The organism is Dyadobacter sp., assembly GCF_017744695.1.
GTDB lineage: Bacteria > Bacteroidota > Bacteroidia > Cytophagales > Spirosomataceae > Dyadobacter.
The window spans coordinates 1,248,509-1,272,677 of sequence record NZ_JAGIAS010000001.1; the positions used below are offsets into that span (position 1 = coordinate 1,248,509).

General features: G+C 50.0%; 13 protein-coding genes. 5 read left to right on the top strand and 8 right to left on the bottom strand.

The window, feature by feature from the left end; genetic code table 11:
• Positions 1 to 40 precede the first annotated feature (40 nt).
• The 4 genes from J7619_RS04810 to J7619_RS04825 all read right to left on the bottom strand — a co-directional run bounded on the left by J7619_RS04810 (position 41) and on the right by J7619_RS04825 (position 8,865).
• The gene (locus tag J7619_RS04810; protein WP_291194832.1) at positions 41 to 1,630 is read right to left on the bottom strand and encodes an arylsulfatase; all 1,590 of its coding nucleotides are present in this window, start codon (positions 1,628 to 1,630) and stop codon (positions 41 to 43) included.
• A 28-nt stretch (positions 1,631 to 1,658) separates the two neighbouring features.
• Positions 1,659 to 3,227: a RagB/SusD family nutrient uptake outer membrane protein gene (locus tag J7619_RS04815; protein ID WP_291194835.1), complete on the bottom strand. Its 1,569-nt coding sequence runs from the start codon at positions 3,225 to 3,227 to the stop codon at positions 1,659 to 1,661.
• 26 nt (positions 3,228 to 3,253) lie between these two features.
• On the bottom strand, positions 3,254 to 6,313 hold the full coding sequence (locus tag J7619_RS04820; RefSeq protein ID WP_291194838.1) for a TonB-dependent receptor: 3,060 nt from the start codon (positions 6,311 to 6,313) through the stop codon (positions 3,254 to 3,256).
• Between the two features lie 515 nt (positions 6,314 to 6,828).
• Entirely contained in the window at positions 6,829 to 8,865 is a 2,037-nt protein-coding gene (locus J7619_RS04825; RefSeq protein WP_291194841.1) for a PAS domain-containing protein, read from the bottom strand.
• Between the two features lie 190 nt (positions 8,866 to 9,055).
• Here J7619_RS04825 and J7619_RS04830 point away from each other — a divergent pair, with 190 nt between their 5' ends.
• From J7619_RS04830 to J7619_RS04845, 4 genes are all read left to right on the top strand, one after another.
• On the top strand, positions 9,056 to 11,413 hold the full coding sequence (locus J7619_RS04830) for a PAS domain-containing protein (protein ID WP_291194844.1): 2,358 nt from the start codon (positions 9,056 to 9,058) through the stop codon (positions 11,411 to 11,413).
• A 502-nt stretch (positions 11,414 to 11,915) separates the two neighbouring features.
• A complete protein-coding gene (locus J7619_RS04835; RefSeq protein ID WP_291194847.1) occupies positions 11,916 to 13,802 on the top strand; it encodes a tail fiber domain-containing protein in 1,887 nt (628 codons plus the stop codon).
• On the top strand, positions 13,799 to 14,494 hold the full coding sequence (locus J7619_RS04840; RefSeq protein WP_291194850.1) for a T9SS type A sorting domain-containing protein: 696 nt from the start codon (positions 13,799 to 13,801) through the stop codon (positions 14,492 to 14,494). Before J7619_RS04835 ends, J7619_RS04840 begins: the two co-directional genes overlap by 4 nt.
• 162 nt (positions 14,495 to 14,656) lie before the next feature.
• Positions 14,657 to 16,207, top strand: coding sequence for a tail fiber domain-containing protein (locus J7619_RS04845; protein WP_291194853.1), 1,551 nt, complete (start codon positions 14,657 to 14,659; stop codon positions 16,205 to 16,207).
• A gap of 71 nt (positions 16,208 to 16,278) precedes the next feature.
• Here J7619_RS04845 and J7619_RS04850 read toward each other — a convergent pair whose 3' ends face one another.
• From J7619_RS04850 to J7619_RS04860, 3 genes are all read right to left on the bottom strand, one after another.
• A complete protein-coding gene (locus tag J7619_RS04850; protein WP_291194856.1) occupies positions 16,279 to 16,932 on the bottom strand; it encodes a hypothetical protein in 654 nt (217 codons plus the stop codon).
• Between the two features lie 95 nt (positions 16,933 to 17,027).
• Positions 17,028 to 17,612, bottom strand: coding sequence for a Crp/Fnr family transcriptional regulator (locus J7619_RS04855; RefSeq protein WP_291194860.1), 585 nt, complete (start codon positions 17,610 to 17,612; stop codon positions 17,028 to 17,030).
• A gap of 80 nt (positions 17,613 to 17,692) precedes the next feature.
• A complete protein-coding gene (locus J7619_RS04860) occupies positions 17,693 to 20,269 on the bottom strand; it encodes a galactose oxidase (RefSeq protein ID WP_291194863.1) in 2,577 nt (858 codons plus the stop codon).
• 296 nt (positions 20,270 to 20,565) lie between these two features.
• Here J7619_RS04860 and J7619_RS04865 point away from each other — a divergent pair, with 296 nt between their 5' ends.
• Positions 20,566 to 22,815 carry a GH92 family glycosyl hydrolase gene (locus tag J7619_RS04865; protein ID WP_291194866.1) on the top strand — a complete coding sequence of 750 codons (2,250 nt, stop codon included), beginning with the start codon at positions 20,566 to 20,568 and terminating at the stop codon, positions 22,813 to 22,815.
• Positions 22,816 to 22,898: 83 nt separating this feature from the next.
• On the opposite strand, the gene J7619_RS04870 is transcribed toward J7619_RS04865, so the two are convergent.
• The gene (locus J7619_RS04870) at positions 22,899 to 23,912 is read right to left on the bottom strand and encodes an AraC family transcriptional regulator (RefSeq protein ID WP_291194869.1); all 1,014 of its coding nucleotides are present in this window, start codon (positions 23,910 to 23,912) and stop codon (positions 22,899 to 22,901) included.
• Between the last annotated feature and the right edge of the window lie 257 nt (positions 23,913 to 24,169).

The window sequence follows — 24,169 nt, forward strand, 5'->3', positions numbered from 1 at the left end:
CAAACTGTTTTTGAATGTATTTTAAATCAATATCCAATTCCTATTTGATCGTATTCCAATCCACTACGCCCACTTTCGCCGCCCATTCGAGGTATTCTTTTTCCAGTTCCTTCACTTTTTGAGGGTAACGCGTCGCGAGGTTCCGCGTTTCGCTCCGGTCGGTTTGGAGGTCGTACAATTCCCAGGGCTGGTTTATTTCCGCCACAAGTTTCCAATTGGCCTTGCGGACGGCGCGGCTGCCTTCGTGTTCCCAGAAAATGGCCTTAGGTTGCGTGGCCTGCGGGTTTTGAAATAGTGGTGTTAAAGAGCTTCCTGCCAGCGATGTAAGCCTTTCATCCCCAAACGTTTCGGGGTACCGAACGCCCGCCAGTTCAAGCAGCGTGGGCATAATATCGGTAATATGACTTACCTGCGTGCTTAATGCATTTGCCTTGATTTTCCCCGGAAACCAGGCAATAAATGGCGACGCAATACCCCCCTCGTGCGTATTCTTTTTGAATAGTTTGAAAGGCGTGTTGCTCGCATTGCCCCAAGGCGGGTCATAACTATCGATCGAATGCACCGAACCCGGCTCGCCTGTTTTTGGGGTTACATAATTCCACTCGCGGACGGTATCGCCGCTGCCGCCATTATCTGAAACAAAAATCACAAGTGTGTTCCGGTCGCGGCCAATGGCCTTTACTTTGTCGAGTACCTGCCCAATGCATTGGTCCATGCGGTCAATCATGGCGGCGTAAATGGCCATCCGGGTATCCCATCGATCCTTTTCGGCAGCGGATAGGGCATTCCATCCGGGCGCTTTCTCGTAGCGCGGCGAGAGCTTCCATTCTTTTTGAATAATACCCAGCGAAATCAGCTTCCGGTAGCGGGCTTCCCGCAGCGCATCCCAGCCTTGCAGGTATTTGCCTTTGTAGCGGGCAATATCTTCCGGCAATGCCTGGATCGGCCAGTGCGGGGCATTGTAGGCCAGGTATAAAAAGAATGGATTCGACTGATCCTTCACGCGGTCAATGGACTGGACCGCGAAATCGGTAATGGCTTGTGTGAGATAGCGTGAAGTGTCGTACCGCTGTATCGCCCGGCCGTTCAGTTGAAACGTAACCGTCCGGCCGTCGTTGTAAAGCGGTTCCGAGTTGAAATAGCTGCTGCCATTGTTTTGCAGGGTAAACGACTGGTCGAACCCGCGGTTGACCGCCCAGGCTGAGGGGACAAGTCCCACATGCCATTTGCCCGAAACGATGGTGTTATAACCGCCCGTTTTGAGCAGTTGGGCAATGGTAGCACTGTTTTTACTTAAATATCCCTGGTAGGCAGGCGTACCCTTGTCCTGCACCATGTCGCCCACGCCCGCCTGATGCGGGTACAAGCCCGTGAGCAGGGCCGCGCGTGAAGGGCAGCAGCGACCGCTATTGTAAAACTGGGTAATGCGCAAGCCCTCGTGCGCCAACCGGTCAAGGTTAGGGGTGTGTATTTCGGAGCCAAAACTCCCGAGATCCGAAAAACCCAGATCATCGGCCAGTATGAGGACGATATTAGGTTTTTCGGATACCTGTTGTGCAGGCACAGGCACCGGCGTCATGACCGCCAGTGCCCAGATCGTGCCTACCCCAAAGAAAGCTTTCTTATTCATTCAATACCAACAGATTACAAACCCGGTGCTACTCCCAAAGCGGATTTTGCTTCAACAATGCATTGTTGTCGATTTCCGATTGCGGGATCGGGTAATAGACATGCTTCGGCGCCGCATTGGTTTTTCCAACTTTTTGTTGATTGGCCACGAACGTGCTGTTGTAAGCCGCATCGCGCTGACGGATCAGGTCAAACCAGCGCTGGTATTCGTAAGTGAGTTCCAAACGGCGGTCGAGGTATACCGAATCGCGGAACTGGTCTTTGGTGAGGCCTGTCGTCAGATCGGGCAATCCCGCACGTTTGCGGACTCTGTTCAATGATTTGTACGCTTTTACGGTCGGGCCGTTCGCCTCGTTTTCGGCCTCGGCGTGGATCAGCAGCAATTCGGCATAGCGGATAATGGGTACATTGGCTGCCGACTGGTTGGTAACCGCCGTCGAAGCAGGATCGGCCCATTTGTTCCAGAATGGCGTCGAATCGTTCGGAACCGCCGCATTTGCAATTGGCAGGGCATATTTACGGCCGTTCGAAGGACTGGTGAAGCTTCTCACAAAAGTCACATCACGACGCTTGTCGCCAGGCTTGAACAATTTATAAATGCTGAAAAACTTGTCGTTGCCCTGGGTGTAATACCGCACCATGTGCGCATAGTTGCCATTCAAACCCGGCACACCCGACAGGATCGAACGCGGCCACTCGTTGTTACCCTGTGCCAGTGAGTTGGATTTAAACTGCGCTGAGAAGATGTGCTCCTTGTTGTTCTTGAATGCCGGCAGAAAAACCTCGGCATAGTTGGTCACGAGGTCGTAACCGTAATTGCCCGTGCCGCCGTCCGCAGCCGACAATGCTTCCTCCGCCTTGTTCACCGCTGACTGATATTTCGCACTCACTTTCAAAGGCAGCGAAGCCTGGGTCAGATACACTTTCGCCAGCAGCACCTTGGCCGCTCCCGCTGTCGCGCGCCCTACGTTGGGCGACGCATAGGTAGCCGGAAGCACCGCGGCGGCTTCGGTGAGGTCTTTCTCGATCTGCGCGTAAATGTCAGCCGAAGGTGATTTGGCAATCGCGTAATCTGCTGCATTCACGTACTTCTGGTATTCGAGAATCAGCGGAACGTCGCCGTACAAGCGCACGAGGTTGAAGTAATACAATGCACGCAGGAACTTGGTCTCGCCGAGCAAGCGCGTTTTCAATGCCTCGTCAAACTGAATGGCCGGTACTTTTTCCAATACCACATTGGCCTTTTTAATTGCCGCATAATGCTGTTGCCAGAGTTCATAAATCCGCAGATTGGTCGACGAATGCGCCAATACCGATAGCGAACGCACATCGGGATTCGTTGCGCCTGGTCCTGGATCCTCGTCATCGCCGGCCATGTTCATACCGGTATTGAAGAGCGTGTTGTAAGGCGTCTGGATCGACGATCCGCCTGAATTCAGGAAGAAATACACCGCATTCACCGCGTTCACTGCGTCGGCCTGCGTTTTGTAATACTGGTCTTCCGACAAAAATGCCTCGGGTTCTTCTTTCAGGAATTCCTCGCACGAAAGCGAAGCAAATGCCGTGAAACCCAACAGAATATATTTAAATGCTTTCATTTCAATCGATTTTGGAATGGTGGTTATCAGAATGTGAGGGACAGACCCACCTGGTAAGATTTGTTGTTAGGATACACGCCCTGGTCTACGCCCTTGTTGATCAGCGACTGACCATTCAAGCTCACTTCGGGATCGAAACCGGTGTATTTCGTCCAGGTTTTCGGATTCTGCGCGGACACATACACGCGCAGGTTTTCGATACGCAGTTTTGAAAGCAGCTCTTTCGGGAAAGTGTAGCCGAATGAGAGGTTTTTCAAACGATAGTAAGTCGCATCCTCGATAAACCGGTCTGAAATGGTGATCGCAGGATCCTGGTAGGCCGCTTTCACGTCGGTATTGGTGTTGGTAGGCGTCCAGCGGTCGAGCAGTACGGTCGAGCCGTTTACATAACCTGTCCCCAATTCGAGGTTCGCACGGTTGGCATTGTACAATTTACCGCCGAGCGACGCCTGGAAAAAGATCGTCAGGTCGAAACCTTTGTAATTGAATGTGTTGGTAATACCGCCGGTCAATGCAGGTTGGTTTTTAATCACCACCCGGTCGCCTGCCTGCGTGATCACGCCGTCGCCATTGATATCCTTATATTTCTGGCCGCCGGGGTTCTTGTTTTGCTGCGGGGTCAATGGTGCATCGCCCTCCTGGATAATGCCGTCCGTCTTGTACACGATGAACGAACCGAGCGGGTAACCTACCTTCGCGATGGAAGGGTTAGAAATCACCGGAATGATCTGGTCCACACCGTCTCCGAGGCTCAGGATTTTGTTGGTGTTTTTAGAAACAATGAAAATCGTATTCCATTTGAAAGCACCTTCGAGGTTTCTTGAATTGATATACAATTCAACACCCTGGTTGGAAACCGCACCGATATTCTGGTAAACTACGGAAGCCTGTCCGTTGTAGAAATCCGAGAGTCCGGAAGTACCTGGTACCGTGCGGGTCAGCAGCAAGTCGGTCGTTTTTTTGTAATAGTAGTCGGCGATAATGTTAATGCGGTTTTTGAACAGACCCAAATCCACTCCGAAGTCGGTCTGGAACGTTTTCTCCCAACCGAGGTTCGGATTAGGCACGGTGTTCGGCGCGAAACCGGAAACGGTCGTATTCGAGAAGTTGTAGCGGAAGTAAGCCAGCTGCGAAAGCGACTGGTACGAAGGAATGTTCTGGTTACCGGTCTGTCCGGCGCTCAAACGCAGTTTCAACAAGCTGATTTTCTTGAAACGCTGGAAGAATTTCTCCTCATTCACGTTCCACCCGATCGCCGCCGATGGGAAATAGCCCCACTTGTTGCCGCTACCGAATTTGGACGAACCGTCCGCACGCAGGGTGAAGGTGAACAGGTAACGCTCGTCGAAAATGTAGTTGACACGGCCAAGGTACGAAGCCAGCGACCATTTGTTGGCCAATGAACGGGGGGCAACGTTGGTGATACCGGTTGCCAGGTTATTGTATCCAAATGCGTCCGTAGCAAAGCCAGCCGCTTCGGCAATAGCACCTTTGCTTTCCGACACCTGCGCCGTAAAACCGGCTACCGCATTGATTTTGTTCTTCTCATTGATCTCTTTGTCGTAGCTGATCGTATTCTCATTCAGCCAGTTGCTCGTAAAAACCGAACCTACGATCGCGTCGCCGCTGAGTGCCTGGCCTTCCGCCGTTGTGCTCGGCAGGTAACGGTTTTGCTTGTTGCCTACGATATCGGCTCCTACGAGCACTTTGGCTTTCAAACCATCCGCAATCGTATATTCAGCAGAAACATTACCCAGGAAACGGTTGGTAATGGTCTCGTTCAGCTGATTGTACAATGAATTGATAGGGTTCTGCAATGCAGATTCGAACGGGCTGTTTACTACAAAAGTGCCGTTGTCCTGGTAAATGGGCAGCGAGGGAGGTGTTTGCAGCAAGTTACCTACAATGGCGGACGGTGCCACATTGGCCTTGGTATTGCTTGCATTCAGGCTGGTGAAAATGCGGAGACGGTCGCTGTACTGGTGGTCCAGGTTAATGCGGGCCGAGAAGCGGCGGAAGTCGGTATTTTGCAGGATACCATTCTGTTTGAAATAGTTACCCGAAATCGCAAGTTTGGTTTTATCCGATCCCGAAAGAATGGAGAGGTTGTGGCTCTGAATGGAAGCGCTGCGGAATGCGGCGTCCTGCCAGTCGGTACCGGCCCCGGTAGTATCGAGCGAATAGCCTGAAATAGTTGGAATAGAAGCAGTTTTTCCGGAATTGGTGGCTGCATCTTTCCGAAGTTGCCACCATTGTGCCGCGTTCAGCAAAGGGATGGTGCGAAGCACTTTTTGCGAACCATAGTAAGCGTCGTAGTTAACGGACGACTTGTTCTTTGAACCGCTTTTGGTCGTAATGATAACCACTCCGTTCGCCCCGCGGGAACCATAAATAGCTGTGGCAGAAGCATCTTTCAAAACGTCGATATTCTCGATGTCGGCCGTGTTAATGGAAGAAAGCGGGTTGATTTTCGAACCGTCGGTCACCCCGGCATCGGTGAGGCCGTAGTCGTTGTTGACGGGAAAACCATCGATCACATACAATGGGTCGCTACCGGCTGTGATGGAGTTGTTCCCGCGTATCTGCACGCTCACGCCCCCGCCAGGCTGCCCGGATGTCTGCGTCACCACCGCTCCCGCGACGGAACCCTGCAAAAGGCGCTCCACCGATGCTACCGGCTGGCTTTTGATTTCAATGGGCACAGAGGCGACGGAGCCGGTAATATCCTTCCGTTTCTGCTCACCATAACCTACTACCACCACCTCGTCGAGCAGGTTAGCGGTTTTCAGAACAACTTCTACGGCTTCGGTAGGCTGTTCATAAATCTCGATTTCCTGCTGCTGGAAACCGGTTATGCTGATTTGCAATGTAAATGGAAACTCTTTAGCGGGCGGGATACTGAATTTCCCGTCGATGTCCGTCAAAGCATACTTGGCGGAGCCTTTCTCGACTACCGTCGCGCCGGGCAATCCCTGCCCCGACTCGTCTTTTACCACACCCGTAATGGCGTCCTGCGCCGCGGCACGGTAAAAACCTGTGAATACCAAGCCCGTCAGCAAGAACAGGCGGAATAGATGTTTGATCATTATTTGTGGTGAAATAAAATGGATACTCGAGGCACAAGAGGGCTTACCTTCATGCATATACGCAGCCACGAGCAAGCTATGCTTGCGCGGTACGGATACACGGGAAGTTCCTGATCTGCATACGCCTCATATGCCGATCAGCGGATTATCGAATATTCAGAAAATCGTCAGGGAGTCAACAACAGGAACAGCACGGGGCTGTGAAACGGGGACAATCAGAAACCACCATCCGCTCGGCGGCCGGCCTTCCAGGCACAGATAGCTCCGAAGATTGGATAAGAAGTACATCTTTCGCTTTCATAGGTACGATACGAATTTTGGACAAATGTTTTTGCCGGACTGGTGGTTAATCGGGCAAACTCATTTTATATAGTCTATAAATATGATAGACAAAGTAAACTTATTGAAAATTAAAACGCAAGGTTTTGAAAGAGAAACTTTAGAGGAAGGGGGATTTGGCATCAGATTATCAGATTTTTACAATTCAAACGCCGACATATCCAACTTTCATCCACTTATTCCTGCTGCACAACGTTTGTCGGGATATACACGTGAAAGACAGAACCCACGCCGGGCGTACCTTCGGCGGTGATGTAACCGTGGTGGTTCTGGGCTATTTTCTTGCAGATAGCGAGACCGATACCCGTACCCTCGTACTCGTTCCTGCCATGCAATCGCTGGAAAAGGTCGAATATCCGGTTCTCATAACGCTGATCAAACCCAATGCCATTGTCGGTAACGCTAATCCGGCAGAAAGTCCCCTGCCCGTCCCTGTCCTCCACGATATCATAACCTACCCGCACGACAGGCCGGCGGTCCGGGCTGCTGTATTTGATACCATTGCCGATGAGATTCTGTAAAAGTTGGTGAAACTGGACCGGGATGACCGGCAAAACCGGTAACCGGCGTACTTCTACTACCGCATCCTTTTCGGTAATCAGTTCTTCCAGGTCGCTTTTAACCTCGTCCATGATGCTGTTGAGGTCGGTTTCCACGAATTTGAAATTGACACCACTCGTTCCGGAGTAGCTTAGCAGCGCCTCGATCAGCTTTTGCATCCGCACCGACGCCGCGATAATGCGTCCAAAGTAATCCCTCGTGCTTTCCGAAAAATGCTGGGACTCCTTTTCCATGATCCTGCTGCTGAATGCGCGGATCTTGCGCAGCGGCTCCTGTAAATCATGAGAAGCCACATAGCTGAACGACGCCAGTTCCTCGTTGTTCCGGCGGAGCTCCATATTCTTTTTATGCAGTGCATCGCTGAGCTCGCTGTCCTTGGTCACGTCCTGCAATGCGCCGATCATGAGATGGTTCTCCCCTTCCCGGATGAAATTACCGCTCAGCCTGAAATGCCTGACGTCGCCATTTTTGGCAATCACGCGGTAGGTATTCTGCACGATTACCTTGGTTTCATACGCGCGAATGCCGTCCCGGATTGCCTGATGGCGGTCCTCGGGATGGAGAAATGACAGAAACTGTTCGAAGGAAGGAATAAACTCCTGAGGCTGGTAACCAATGAGCCTGTATAAATTATCGGAACATTCGAGCTCGTTCGTCGCCACGTTCCAGGCGTAGCTGCCGATGTTGGCGTTCTCTTCCGAATGCTTGAAAATCGAATTTTGTATCGCGAGCTGCCGGTTCAGATCTTTGAGTTGCAGGTCTGATTTGAGCTCTTCGGATATATTCCTCGTGGTTACCGTCAGGCTATCGTTGAGTTTTTCAACCGAGGCCTCGTACCAGACGATATCGCCACCCCGTCTCACGTCGATCTGGTAAGTATCCGGTCGCCCTGTTTCCAGACATTTCACCAATTTTTCAAATACACCATTCCGGAAAATGCCCGGATACACCTCGCGGCATGTTTTTCCCGCGATGCTTCCATCGTCGGTCGTACCTTGCGCCCATGTTTCCTCATTGGAGTAAACAATGCGAAAATCCATGATCCTGCCCGCCGGGTTGCGGATGGGCTGGTACGAGGCGATGCTGTTTCCGGCCGTGTTCAGGATCGATTGCAGAAATTGCTCCGAGTGTTTCAGCTGACGGGTCCGTTCCTCGACCTGCATTTCCATCTGCTCGGAAAACATGATCTGGTTATGAATATCCATACAGCCACCCACGTACCCGATAAAAGTCCCGGTGGAGGTGTAACGGGGCACGCCTTTGTCGGAAATCCACCGGTATTGGCCGTCATGCCGTCGCAGGCGGTAGTCCATACTAAACTCCTTGCGTGCGTCGAAATGTGAAATGTAGATTGCAAGGCATCTTTCCAGATCGTCGGGGTGGACCCCCTCTGCCCAGCCGTTCCCGAGCTCCTGCTCCATACTGCGGCCTGTAAAATCGAGCCAGCCCTTATTAAAGAAGTAGCAAAGCTTGTCGGGACCGGAAAGCCAGATCAGCACCGGGGCCGTATCCGCAATCGCGCGAAAGCGCCCTTCCATTTCCTGTATATATGCGAGTGCATCGCCTCCGCCGGTGTGACCCAGCCGGGCCTTGTCCAATTCCGCTTCAAGTTCTTCAATGCGTTTTCTCAACGCATCCGTTTCTGCGTTCATATACAGGGTTTCGCCATTTCAATGCCCACCAATTTACACGGGCAACGGCAGAATACCAACATATGCAATCTTACCGCTTAAAAAGTTTTCGGCGTAAAGGATTTTGGAAAAGAGTAGGCAAAGTTGTTTTAAGAGTTTTGAGATTCGGAAATTGTCTTAATTTTATACGAATTAATTCTATACATCCATTATGCAGTCCAAGTTCTCCCCTGAATCGCTCGACATGGTTATTGCCGGTATCAATGCAGGGATATGGGACTGGGTTTTTGCAACGGACAAACAGGTCTGGTCGGACCGCTTTTTTGAATTACTCGGCTACCAGCCGGGAGAATTACCTACTGGCTATAAGGAGTTTACAGAAATACTCGTCCATCCCGACGACAAACAGATCGTAGCCGACGCGATCCGCGAACAGTTTGAAAACAACGTTCCCTACGAGGTACACGTACGGCTCAAAACGAAACATAACGGCTACCGCTATTTCGAATGCCGGGGCACAGTACGGTTTGAAAACGGCAAACCCGAAAGAATGGTGGGCTCGGTGACCGATATTCACGACGACATCATGCAACAGGAGCTGCCGGGTAAGCTCGATGGTGTTTTGCAGGACCTTACCCAGCGAAAGATCGTCGAAGAAAAGCTGAGCGTCATATTTCAGTATTCTACCGACGCTCATTTACTATTGGATGAAAACGGGATCATGGATTGCAACGAGGCGGCGGTCAAAATGCTGCGCTGCAAAAACAAAAGCGAACTGCTCTCGATCCACCCAGCCAAATTTTCCCCCGAATTCCAGCCCGATGGCCGGCGCTCCTCCGAAAAATCGGTGGAAATGGACCGGCTGGCCTATGAAAACGGATACAACCGCTTCGAATGGATCCACCGGCGCATGGACGGCGAAGAATTTCCGGTGGAAGTGACCCTCAATCCGGTGTTGATCAGCAACAAGAAGGTACTCCTGGTGGTGTGGCACGACATTACCCACCGGAAACGCGCCGAAGAGCTGATCCGCCGCAACGAAGCCATGCTGGCCGAATCCCAGCAGCTCACCCATAGCGGAAGCTGGGAGGCCGATCTTATCACCGGCCAGAACTACTGGTCGGATGAAGCATTCCGCATTTTTGGCCTCGAACCGGGCAGCACCGGTCCCGAAACCGAGCTGTTCTCTAACATGATCCACCCCGACGATATGCCGCTGTACAAGTCGCATATCCGCGATGCGATCAACCACCTGGCGCCGGCGAGCTTCGACCTCCGCATTATCCTGCCCAACGGCCGGGTGAAATTCATCCACGCCATCGGAAAACCGTTTACGGACGCAACCGGCAGGGTAACGAAGCTCTACGGCGCAATTATGGATATCGACGAGCAAAAGAAAACGGAACAGGAATTGATCAAAGCCAAGGAGCAGGCCGAAATGGCGGGAATCGCCAAATCGCAGTTCCTTTCCACAATGAGCCACGAGATACGGACACCTATGAACGCAGTAATCGGGTTCACGCATTTGCTGCTGCAACAGAACCCGAAGCCGGAGCAAATGGAGTATCTCAATATCCTGAAATTCTCGGCTGAAAACCTGCTGGTACTGATCAACGACATCCTCGATTTCAGCAAGATAGAGGCCGGAAAGATCGAATTCGAGGAATTGGATTTCAACGTGCTTTCACTGCTGGAAAACATCCGGTCGGGCATCCTGCAAAAGGCCAACGAAAAAGGTATCATGCTGAAACTGAAAGTCGGCAGCGATGTCAATATCACCGTGGTTGGCGACCCGACACGGTTGGGACAGATCCTGACCAACCTTGTCAGCAACGCGGTAAAATTCACCGAGAGTGGTAAAGTGACCATTTCTGCGGCCGTTGCGGAGCGACAAGCCGACCGGGTTACCATCGACTTCCGCGTGGAAGACACCGGCATCGGAATACCGCCCGAAAAACTCGAAAACATCTTCGAAAGCTTCACCCAGGCTACTTCCGACACCACGCGCAAATACGGCGGCTCGGGCCTGGGCCTGACGATCACCAAACGGCTCCTGGAATTGCAAAACAGCCAAATTCACGTCGAAAGCGAATCAGGCAATGGATCGGCATTCTATTTCAGCTTGTTGTTTCCAATCGCAGGAAAACACCTGACGGAGCAATCCAACGGCGCGCCGGCCAACCATTTCAATCTGAATGGTATGAGGTTGCTTATCGTGGAGGACAACAATATCAATGTCCTGCTGATGAAGAACTTTATGCGGCAATGGGACGTGCAATACGACCTCGCCGAAAACGGCTTGGTTGCACTCGAAAAAGTAAAGGCCAACGATTACGACCTTGTGCTCATGGATCTTCAAATGCCGGAAATGGACGGTTACGAGGCCACCCGCCACATCCGCCAGTTACCCGACGAGAAGTACCAGCGCCTGCCCATCATCGCATTGACCGCCTCGGCCATGATGGATATTAAGGATATTGCTTTCACAGTGGGGATGAATGACTACATCAGCAAGCCGTTCTCGCCGGCGGAGCTGTATGCAAAGATTGCCGCTTACCGGAAAAAGTAGGATGCCCTTCTCAGCGAATCAGGCCCCTTGATAGTCTTCTTCAAACGGTTACCGGTCTGATTTGTTACCGTCCTTCGGTAATAGGAAGGCCGGAAACGCTGATCCTGAGGAAAATTTTTCTTCGCATTTTCTTCTCCGAACAACCAGGAATCACAGAATCGTAAAATCAGACAAATAAGCAGGAGTACAAAAGCCCAGACGGGTGATTTCACGCGCTGTGTCATAAGGGTGGGTTTAAAATTTTGGCCGGACGTATATGTCCTTTCGCCAAATTTTCGACATCCCCGGCAACACACTGAAATCTATTTACCACCCGGCCGAAGGCGATGAGCAATCGACTTTTCTTGCATGTTCTGCTAAGCATTAATTCCTTTACATAAACCGGATTTTCACCGCAGGCTATTTAATCGGAAGCCGATCATTCATCGCACGCAGCGTTTTGCCGAAAACCCAACGATATTCCCATCGGTATTAAAGGAATCACACAAAACATTTTACACACATGAAAAAATTAGCCGCTCATTTACCGGGCTATTTCAAAACCGCCACTGCCCCGATGTCATTGAGTTCAAGAAATTGGAAAGCATTTCCTCGTAGACCCAAAGTCATACTCGTCATGCTGCTGTCGGTTAGCCTGCTGCTGTTGCTCCAGTCCCAGTCCTCTAACGCGCAGGCGCCGCAGCAGTTTAGTTTTCAAGGAGTAGCAAGGGATGCGACTGGGAAGATATTGGCGAGTAAAAGCATACAACTGGGGTTCACAATTTTCAAAGGTAGCCCTAACGGTAACGAAGTATTCTCCGAGAATCACACAACAACAACAAACGGAAATGGAATTTTTAACATCGCTATTGGATCAGTAAGTGCTATGCCAAACATAGACTGGGGAAAAGATGCATACTTTCTAAGAACTAAAATTTACTTCGACGGACTCTCTGACGTAGTGGACCTTGGCACAACGCAATTACTCAGCGTTCCTTATTCATTGTTTGCAACTAAATCCAATAGCGCCCAAACTTCGATAACTTCAGACACTTCACTAGTATCAAAGAAGTGGATAGATGACGAAGCAGTAATTCAATCAGGAAGCGATAACAGTCCTCTTTTGCCTGATGTCACAAATGGAAATAAACTTATATGGTATCCCAAAAAGGCAGCTTTCAGAGTAGGTGAACAAAACGGTAACTGGAATAGTACTAACATGGGAAATGCATCCTTTGCCACCGGGTCAGGTACTGTGGCATCAGGAAACCAATCTGCAAGTTTCGGCATAGCGTCAGAAGCCACAGGCCAAGCATCCTTTGCTGCTGGAAATGGCTCAAAGGCGTCAAGTAGCGGTGCTTTCGCGCTAGGGCATACCACCACCGCATCCGCAGAAAATTCCATTTCTTTTGGTCACAATAGTGTCTCGTCTGCAAATGATGCTGTATCCATCGGAAGCACAGCTATTGCCTCAGGAATTACCTCGGTAGCAATAGGTTACAATTCACAAGCAAAAGCAGCAAATGCGCTGGCTTTCGGGAATGGCTCGGAAGCAACCGGCGACAATTCCACATCCTTCGGAAACTCCACTGCCGCCGGGCTTAGATCTTTTGCGATCGGCGACGGAGTGCTAGCCAAAGCAGTCGACGGCATTTCCATTGGTACTTACAATAATTCGGGAGATTTCCCTGGGGCGCAGGCGGCGGCAACGGATAGAGTTTTTCAACTAGGATATGGTACCAGCGCCGACAGATCCAACGCAATCACTGTTCTCCGAAATGGCAATATCGGAATCGGAGACAATGCATTGGTTCCAGAATACATTATGGACTTTGGAGGCAGACCAAGAATTCGTCATAACGGCGCAACAGCAGGTATTCATTTTAATAACTCCCAAAATCAAATAGAGGGCTTTGTTGGGATGAAAACAGATAATCAGATCGGCTTCTATTGCAGCGATTTATGGCAATTTTGGGTTGATAACACCGGGGCATACTTTCACGGAGCGGCGCTTCAAGCTTCAGATAAGAGACTTAAAACCAATATCGCTCCATTTCCTTACCAAAGTTTACCGAAGCTTAATAAACTGAGAGGTTATAACTACAAATGGCTAGATCCTCGCCGTAGCCAAGATAAGCAAACTGGGTTGATCGCTCAGGAAGTTGAAACCTACTTCCCTGAGCTCGTTGCCACTGATAAAGACGGCTTCAAAGCCGTCAACTACATCGGCCTCATCCCCCATCTCATCGAAGCAGTCAAAGAACTCGACAAAAAAACAGAAGAAATCGCTACCCTGAAAAAGGAACTGGCTTCGGTTCAGGAAATGAACAAAAAGCTTAGCGCTTTGGAAGCCAGCGTCAAAGAGTTATTAGCCGGGAAGGCAGCCACCTCAACCCCAACCAGCAAATGAAAAGACTTCTAACCATCGTCGCTATCATCCTATGCGCATATCATACGCGGGCACAGCAAATTTCACCCGGGGCACTTTACGCCGCCACTGGCTCCGGGTCGGCCAATGGCGTGAGCGTCAGTTGGGTATTAGGCAGCCTCAACACATTTTCAGATTTATCGGTGCTTCCGGTGAAGCTCATCCGCTTCGAGGGAAAAGTGAATGCTGCCGGCCTTGCCGAGTTGCATTGGATAACGGCCGAGGAAACGAACAACCTCGGGTTCGAAATACAGAAATCGCAGGATGGTAAAAACTGGGAACTGCTGGGTTGGGTAGATGGGGCCGTTGATTCCAAAACGGAGAAAAATTACAATTACGTGGATCAGGAGTTTGTTACCACAAGCTATTACCGGTTAAGACAAGTCGATCTCGATGACTCCTATACTTATAGCAAAATCATTTGCATCATTCCGGAAAAAGAAAGCCTCGACAGGTTCTACGTTTATCCTAATCCGTCACGCGAGAACAAGGTGCAGGTGCAAATGCCAGAGCGCACACAAAATCTGACACTGTTTGATCAGTTAGGTAACAAGCTCGGCCAATTCGACAATCCCGGTACAAAATATATGATCACATTACCGCATCCCGGCTCATTCATGCTTCAAATCGACACCCCGGTAGGAAGCAAAACAACAAAGCTGATTTTTCACTGAGGGTTAACTGGGGTTTGTACAGAGGCCGCCATGTTGGTGGTCTCTGTTTTGTTTGACCATTTAAAATCCCACGGATACCTGCCACTAAACGCTTTTGTATTTGGCACACACGCCCGGCGATTTTCGGAACAGTTTACGATAATCGCTAATCCAACCTCAATTATGAAACGAAGAATTCTCCTGCATTTTCTTTTTTGCCTGGCATTAACCTTCCAGACTGTGCTCGCCCAGGCTCCTTACAAATTCACCTTCCAGGGAGTGGCCGTTGATGATATGGCTCAGCCGGTCCAGAATGCTTCCATTACGGTTAAAATCAGCATTATACAGAGTCAGGTTCTCGGACCGGTAGTTTTTGAAGAAATCCATCCCGCGCAAACTGATTCAAATGGCATGTTCACGGTGGTCGTCGGCTCTGGCGGTAGTGACCTGTCCCTGGTTGAATGGCCGTACGATATCTTCTTTCTCAAAGCAGAAGTTGACGTTAAGAACACGGGCAAGTTTCATTTTATTGGAATGATGCAGCTTCTAAGTGTTCCCTACGCCCTCTATGCGAACGAGTCCGGAAAATTGCGGGAGAACTTTCCAATCCTCCAAAAAGATCAAATGCAAGCAAGCGCAGATCTTCCTACGGTAGGAAATGGCGCCCGGTTGATCTGGCATCCCAAGAAAGCAGCCTTCCGTGTAGGGCTTACCAATGGCGGCTGGGAGGACAATAATATAGGATCGGGTTCATTTGCGGCAGGATTGAACGCAGAAGCGAGTGGATATGCCTCGATTGCTGTTGGTAACGGCCCGGTTGCCTCAGACCATAGCGCTGTGGCATTGGGAAACTTGTCGACTGCCGAACAAGAATATTCATTCAGCATCGGAAATGCCTGTTATGCATACAATCATCATTCATTTGCTGTGGGTAACTCAGCGGCGGCAATGGGTGATTACAGCATGTCATTGGGCTTTCATACCGTTGCAAAGGCACCGCACAGCATGGCAGTCGGGCTATACAATAATTCTTTCGATCAGCCAAACGGAAGCCCAACTGACCGGCTTTTCCAGATAGGCAACGGCATGGATGCCAACAATCGCAGCAACGCCATGACGATACTCAAAAACGGGAACATCGGCATCGGTAGCAAGGCCGTTTTACCGGAATTTGTGTTGGACGTAACATCCCGAATGCGGATAAGGAACGACGGCACCACTGCCGGAATCTATTTCAACAATTCTCAAAATAAACCGGAGGGTTTTGTGGGGATGAAAACTGACAAACAAATCGGCTTCTACCTGAATGGCGCATGGCGGTTTTGGATTGACGAAAACGGAAATGCATCGACACCGTTTGGGGTACTTCAGGTTTTCAGTTCCGACAAGCGATTGAAGCAGGATATTACTCCATTGAAAGGCAGCATTGATGCCATCACGCAGTTACGCGGTTATCATTATCACTGGATCGACCCCAAGAGAGGAACAGAACTGCAAACAGGTGTGATAGCCCAAGAAGTTGAAAAGCACTTCCCCGAACTCGTCCAACAAAACGAGAAGGGCTTTAAAACGGTGAATTACGTGGGCCTTATTCCCCACCTGATCGAATCAGTCCGGGAATTGAAAAACCAGACAGCAGAAATCGCGGAATTAAAAAAGGAAATAAATGAGCTAAAGGTGTTGACCACTGCCGTCAAGAACTCAGCTTCACGAAATACAACCAAAACTAAATAGGACTATATTTTTTATGAGGGTTAAGGGTGATTCAAACAGCGACTGCCGGTTCGGCGGTCGCTGTTTTGTTTTTATGCAACGTTAGTTTCAACTGCCCCATTTAACTGCTGCTGCAACAGTCGCCTGGTCAGCGAACCATAAGTAATTGCCGCGGTAATGCTGATCAGCGACCACATGCCGTAATCCTTCACGAATCCACCGGCGTCTTTGAGTCCCGCGAAATACGCTGCGATACCGCATGCGGCGCCGACAACCCCGGCCAGCAAAAAAGACAGAGCGCATTTCCAGGCCCATTGCCGGGGCTTGGGCAACAAAGAGCCTATCAAACCGGCATTGATCAGGCCGATCGTCGTATACATGAAAATGATATCAAACGGGATGTACAATGTATAATATCCGAGCCAAAAAGCGGCAGGTACAAACAGTAGAAAGTACCCCAGCCCCCTGAATGTACCGATAGAGAAACGGGTTTGAAGCGCCCGGTTTTGTAAGACGACCAGTATCATGATAAAAGTCACAAGAGAGACATTATGCATAACCAGCTGCGGGGTAGTCAGGGCCTTATCATGCGGGCCAGTAAAATAATGCGCCAGAAACGGATGCAGAATGGCGAGTCCTAACGCATTGGCATAAATGTGATTGCGGACCCACGTTTTCAACAGCGGGGTAGTTTCATGGAGAGGAAGTTCCCGCTCCTCTACCGGAATAGTCATTTCATTTTTCATTGGTATGGCTGAATAGTTAAATGTAAACACCACAGGAACTTCCTTGTGATGATACAAAGGTATTTCCGACATGACTGGCAAATACTTGACGATCGTCAAGAAAACATGGGATGCGCAAGCCGTTTTCGTATACGGCTCAAACTTTCGGCACTGACGCCCAACATGTTTGCCAGGTATTTCAACGGAACGCGCCTGGCAAAATCGGGTTGATGTTCCAGCAAATGCAGGTAGCGATCTTCCGGACGGTCCCAGCTAAGTCGTGATGCGCGCTCGGAAGCCTCCTGGGCCGCGTGCTCGCTGAGCACCCTGGAAAAGCGCTCGAAGGCAGGACACTCTGCCATCAGCAGGTCCCGGTCCGTTTTCGAAAGGATCAAAACGACCGAGTCTTCCAGCGCAATCGAATTGTTCGTTGTGGGTGTACCCCGGTAGAAACTATCAAAATCAGTAAAAAACTGATTTTCGAAGTTGACGTTACAGGTTTTTTCCACGCCCTCCCGCCAGGTAAAATGACGGATGGCGCCCTTCACCACAAAACCGATGAAGTCATATTGCCTGCCCTCCCGGATCAGAAATTGCTTCCGTTTTAGTCTGACCGTTTTCAGATAACGTTCAACAATAGCCAGCTCATCGCCGGACATTCCCGTCACTTCACGGCAAAGATTTAGCAGAGATTCCGTCATAATAAGTTACGAATAAGAGACTTACCACAAAAATACTCTGAACCGGTCACACAGAAATACCATTCACGAACTTCCTGTCGCTATGAATGCAACACCTCCGGCATATCCTTCCTGAAATCCTCCCCGTAAATCCGGTTATATTCCCTGGCAAAATTTTCAAACGTCGTTTTCGCCAGCGAATGCTTACCTAAATGCGCCAGTGCCTTGCATTTGAGGATCATTGCTTCCTCGTTCACGGGATCGAAATAGAACACGTAGTTGGCCAGCTTCACAAGAAATTCGGGATCATCGGCGATTTTGATGGAGGCCGCATAACGCAGGTAGGCGTCGACGATTTCGTTCGAAATTTCGGACTTGAAGCTGTCCAGCCATTCATATTCCACATTCGAAAGAAAATTGCCCCGCTTGGTAATGCTGGCAAGTTCAATGATGCTTTCTTTCGTAAGCAACTTACGGTTTCCGAGCAATGTAAGGTAATGCATATAATCGACCTCGATCTTCCCGAAATCGATCTTGATCTTCCAGTAGCCCGTCTCTTTCGATACCTGGCAATACTTCATCTTATCCAGGATCGCTTTCAGTTTCGCGATGTTCACCGACCGGTTATTCCGCGCGCTTTCGCTCGGCTTGTCGAACCAAAGCAATTCCTTCAATTTCTCGGAGCTAATCCCGTCCCAACGGATAGAATAAAGCAATATCACCAGAAACAGCTCCTTCACCAGCGGACTGAACTGCTTCGTGATCTCATTTCCCTCCTCATCGTACAGCTGTAAATTCCCGAATAGCAGGATGCAGCTTTTGTAAGGCGCTGCCTTTTCGGCCACCTCCTCATCCGCCACCGGCTGCCCGGCCTCCGGTAATACTTCCGGCTGCGGCACGGGCCCGACTACCGGTGCCTTCGTAGCTTTCTGCTTGCCCAATTGCCCCGGCATGTAACGATAAAGCCAATACACCAGCAATGCGGCCCCGAAAAGCGCACCGATTATCCACAAACTTCGGCTTTCCGACCCTCCCGCAGAGGCTGTTTGCGGGGCTACGCTGTCGAGCGGCGGGGCATAGAGGGAGTAAATAGCCACCCTGGTCTGCAAATTCGCGTCGCGATACAGCGTCACCGCCACAAAGCGGCCATTCGCCTTGTCATAAAAAAGATCTGCAAAAGACTCGATATCGATAAACTGGTATGGCACCTTTGAGCCCACTGGCGTAAATTCCGGGCGATTAAGCGAACCTTTGATCAGTTGCAACTCGGAGCTGAACTGATGCTTTGGAAATATCAATGCATAATACGAACTATCCTGCTCGTTGATAATCATTGAATTACCAAAAACAAAGTCCTCTTTCGGCACTTTCAGTTCGTAGATTTTCCTGAATTTTCGCTGTGCGCGGTCGAAATACAACAGGTCGTACCAATTGCGCGGGTTGAGCATTTGCTGGCCCGTGGAGCTGCCGTACCCGCCTATTACGTATGCGCCGCCGTGCGTGGCGCCCAACGCGGCCAGGTAGCGCGGCGTGAAAACGGAATCACTGAGTGTCACTTGCTGCCACGTTCCGGATGGCAGATGGTAGCGTTGTACTTCCTTTTTATAGGCAAGGTGCCCGTAACCTCCCAGCATGTAAATCGAAGAATCGGCAGGCGAAAGGAATTTATTGGCGTGGAGATAGTAGGTCTTGGCTTGGGCCGGGATGTCGCTCTTGTCCCAGCTCCGGGTTGCCGTATCAAAAGCGGTAACCTGTTTTTCGTTCAGAAAAACATTATACAAACGGTTCCTGCCGGTATCAAACAGTACCTGGTTGTCCACGTAAACCGGCTGCTTCCCGCTTCGGTACGGCATGGTTACCATCCGGTTGCCCGACAAACTGAACCGGACAAGCGAATCCTGCCCTACCACAAATACATTACTGCTTTTCTCGTCAAACCCTACCCGCACGTAGCCTTTCAGCGTAACGGTTTGCAGCAGCTTCCATTCATAATGCAGCTTTTTGATCCATATCGGATGGGCCGCCGCCGCCGCCCTTTGCCTGACTTCCTCTGCGGCTTTCGCCCCGTCCGTTTCGTTCAGCGGCCAATGATAGGCCACGCGCCCGCCCTCGCGCAATTCCACGTTCCGTATTTTCATCGGCGGCACGTCGGTGGTACGAAACTCCTTATACTGGTTGGCACCGAAAAGGATCTTGTAACAACCCTTTGCTGCGTATTTTACGGGCTGTGAAAAACTATGGTCTCCGTACGCAACGGTAATCTGTTGTTTCTGCTTCTGAAAACGCAGGGTAATGCGGTTCCATTTGGCAAAAAGGTCGTCTCCGTGAAAATCGAATGCGGTGGGGGAAAATTGCTCTCCGATGATGAGTTTGAAATGTTCCTGGTTCACGGAACTGTTATCGTAAATCAGGTCGATATTCTGCTGATCGTCTCCGATAACACGGACGATGTAGCCAAAATAGGTCTTTTTATTTCTCAAAAAGGACAGTTCAAAACTGAGCTCAAAGTCGTCGTCCAGGCAAATCTGTCCTTCCGGGCTCAGGTCGAGCCCTGTCCGCTTGTCCTGCACTGCCTCAAAACTCTCGAAACCAAGCCCGTACGACTGGCCCCTCAACTCGAAAACGATGCCCGACAATACAATTAACCAAAAACAAAAGAGAATAGACCTGAATTTCATAAGAGCGGGTAGGCAAGAAAACCACGAAAAGTTTTCTTCTGGCAATGCATTTAAGGGTTCCGTTAATCGATTGTTAAGCTTTTCTTAAGTAACGCGCGTTTAATTCGTGTTCGTTTCCCAAAACTACACTTGCACGATATCAATTTAAAGTTAAACAATAACCAGGGTTTTTAATAACCTGCTCAACAGAGGCCTGTTTTTTCAGGAAAGCCCGGCACAAACCACTATCTATACTTTTTAAAACCATAATCAACCAAAATATAAGCACCGAAACCGTTATTAAAATTTGATTAAGCATGATCCAACCCTTTAAAAAACTGACTAATTCCTCGTTCATACTTGCTTTTTGCCTGCATTCTTTAACCAGTCCCGCACAAAAAAGTCCCGAAAAAGATAACCTGCAATATGTCGACCTGCGCATTGGAAACGTAGGTCAGCTGCTGGAACCCACCCGTCCTACCGTGCAGCTCCCCAACCAGATGATGCGCATGTTCCCGGTCCGCCAGGATTACCTCGACGACCAGATTTCGAGCTTTCCCGCGATCATCGTCTCGCATCGGCTCGGCCAGGCATTTGCATTACAGCCCAGCATTCAGCCAATCACTGCCGCCTCCTGGAAGCACAAAATGGCATACGACCACGACCTGGAAGTGTTAAGGCCTTATTATTACTCTACTTATCTGATTGACGACGAAGTAAAAGTAGAATTTGTCCCCGGCAAAAAAGCCGGTATTTACCGCTTTGAATTTCCAAAGAATGGCCGGAAAAGCATCCTCTTCGACCAGTACAACAATGGAGAAGGAAGCTGGAAATTCACGGATGGAAAGGAAATAGCAGCCCGCGAAGTTTACCACGACGACATTTCCGTTTACCTCTATGGCACATTCAGCGAAGCGGGTAAAACAGGTTCGCTCCATGGCGAAAATGCCGTACCCGACGATAACGCAACGGGAAAAAGGGCCAAAGCCTATGTTACATTCCCCGACAATGCTTCGGCAATCGAATTTCGCTATGCAATCTCGTTTGTAAGCGCCGAACAGGCGAAGAAAAATTTTGAAGCCGAAGTGAAAAACACGGGATTTGAGGACCTGAAAAAAGTGGGTGAGCAACTTTGGGCAAAAACAATCGGCCAGATCCGCGTGGAAGGTGGTACCGAGGCGCAAAAACGGAGCTTCTACTCGTCGCTCTACCGCACCTACGAGCGAATGGTGAATATCACGGAAGACAATCAATATTATAGCGGTTATGATAAAAAAGTCCATACCAGCAACCGGCCATTTTATGTAGACGACTGGACTTGGGACACTTACCTCGCACATCACCCGCTGCGTGTAATCCTGAACCCCGCGCAGGAGGAAGACATGCTGCAATCATTTGTACATATGTATGAGCAAAGCGGCTGGATGCCCACATTTCCGGTCCTTTTCGGAGATCACGCGTGTATGAACGGCTTCCATTCCTCGGTAACGTTGCTCGATGGCTACCGCAAAGGCCTTAAAAACTTCGATATTGCCAAAGCCTACGAAGGCATGAAAAAGAATGCCGAGCAAGCGACCATGCTTCCGTGGCGAAATGGCCCGAAATGCGAGCTGGACGACATCTACCATTCCAAAGGCTTCTTCCCCGCATTGACACCGGGCGAAAAAGAAACCGTGAAACTGGTGGACAGCTTTGAAAAACGTCAGGCCGTGGCGGTTACCCTCGGCGGCAGCTACGACGACTGGGCAGTAGGACAGCTGGCCAAAGATCTCGGCAAAAATGCTGATTTTCAGAAATTCAATGCCCGGGCAACCAACTATAAAAATCTTTGGAATGAAGAAAAGCAGATGTTCATCCCCAAAGACAGCCAGGGCAAATGGATTGCCATCGACCCGAAATTCGACGGCGGAATGGGCGGCCGCGATTTTTATGATGAGAATAACGGCTGGACCTACAAATGGCAGGTGCAACACGATATAAATGGGCTCATTGACCTGATGGGCGGCAAAAAGAAATTCGAAAGCAGCCTCGATCAGCTTTACCGGGAAGGATTGGGACGTAGTAAATACGAGTTCTGGGGCAAATTCCCGGACGCAACCGGCCTGGTAGGGCAATATTCGATGGGTAATGAGCCGAGTTTCCACATTCCTTACCTGTACAACTTTACCGATGCTCCCTGGAAAACGCAGAAACGCATTCGTTTCCTCCTCGATGTCTGGTTCAAGGATAACATTTTCGGGATTCCGGGCGACGAAGACGGGGGTGGTATGACGGCATTTGTGGTATTCTCTTCGATGGGCTTCTACCCGATCACGCCCGGCGCGCCTGTTTATACCATCGGCAGTCCTGTTTTCGAAAAGGTTACCATCGAGTTACCGAACGGGAAGGAATTTAAAGTCATTGCCAAGAACTGCTCCGTGGTCAACAAATATATTCAAAGTGCCAAAATGAACGGCAAAGCATTGAATGTGCCCATGTTCACGCATGAGGAACTAGTGAACGGCGGAACACTCGAACTGGAAATGGGCCCGCTGCCTAATAGAGAATGGGGGGTGGGGAGAGAATGATTGAATGATTGAATGATTGAATGATTGAATGATTGAATGATTGAATGATTGAAAAAAAAATATTCAGTCATTCACTCATTCAGTCATTCAAAACTCCTCTGATACCCCGCCAACGTCGTTCCGGTCCAACGCTTGAATGCGCGGGAGAAAGCGCTCAGCTCGTTGTATCCCAGCATATAGGATATTTCCTTCGCATAATACCCTCCGCTTTCCAGGTAGTACAGTGCCAGCGATTTGCGCACGTCGTCGGCCAGCTCCTGATAGGTAACGTTCTCGTCTTTCAGTTTTCTTTGCAGACTGCGGGGGCTCACATTGAAATTGGCTGCCATTTCTTCCAGCGAAACAATACCCAGATAGGCATTTTTTAGCAAATACTGCTGCACCTTATCCTGCCACGAGTCGTTGGCTAAGCGGCCGGACGTCGCGGCGCCGACTTTCTGCAAAAGGCTTTCCTGCAAAGCATAATTCGCAGTGATGATCGGCATATCCCAATATTGATGGTCAAAGGCAATTGCATACTCATCCACTGAACGTATGGGGGGGCAGCGCAGGACACGTTCCAGTTCCGCGGCGGAGGCATCGGTAAAAGGCATCGTGACGCGTAACGGGCGTATGCGTGCGAGGATGAGCCCATCCAGCTCGTGCACGGCAAAAACGAGGAAGAAGCTCACCATTTGGGCAAATGCAAACGGTGAGGCCGCACGACGGTGTTCGTCCGGATGCAGGCGAAGCGTAAATGCATGTGCGTCACGCTCGACGGTCATGCCAAACAAATCGGTGATCAGGGGAGTGAGGGCAACGGCGTGTTCTACTCCCTGCCCCACGGTAGTGCTGCTTTTGATAATCTCCCCCACCGTTCCCAATGCAGCCAGTTGCAGCGATTCGCCCAAATGAAGACCAAACAGCGGGTCGTTACTCAGGTGACAGGCATTCAACCACAGGTCGTTGAATTGTTTGGGGCCAATCTCGAAAGCCCCGCCGGGTGTTAACGCGCCCGGCTCGATACCCGAAAGACGGCAAAGCTTTTCCAGCGGAACACCGCGCTGGGCGGCATAGGCCATAAAAGCAAGGATGAATTGTTTTTGCTGATCGTTCATAGGGTAAATTTAAACGGCCCGTCCTGAACGTGAAAGCGCCTGTCGTATAATGGTAAACGATTGTCGCCCGAAAACAAACATTCAATGCATTACCCCTAAAATAAAATAGCCCTCCGGCAATGCCAGAAGGATATTTATGATACTCAACGTTAATTAATGCACAAATTTACTGTGTATACAACAGTGCGTTTATAGAGTTAAAACGTTGGAAGTGTAGATACATTTCTACAACTCTTAGCTTCAATAAATTTCTAGAT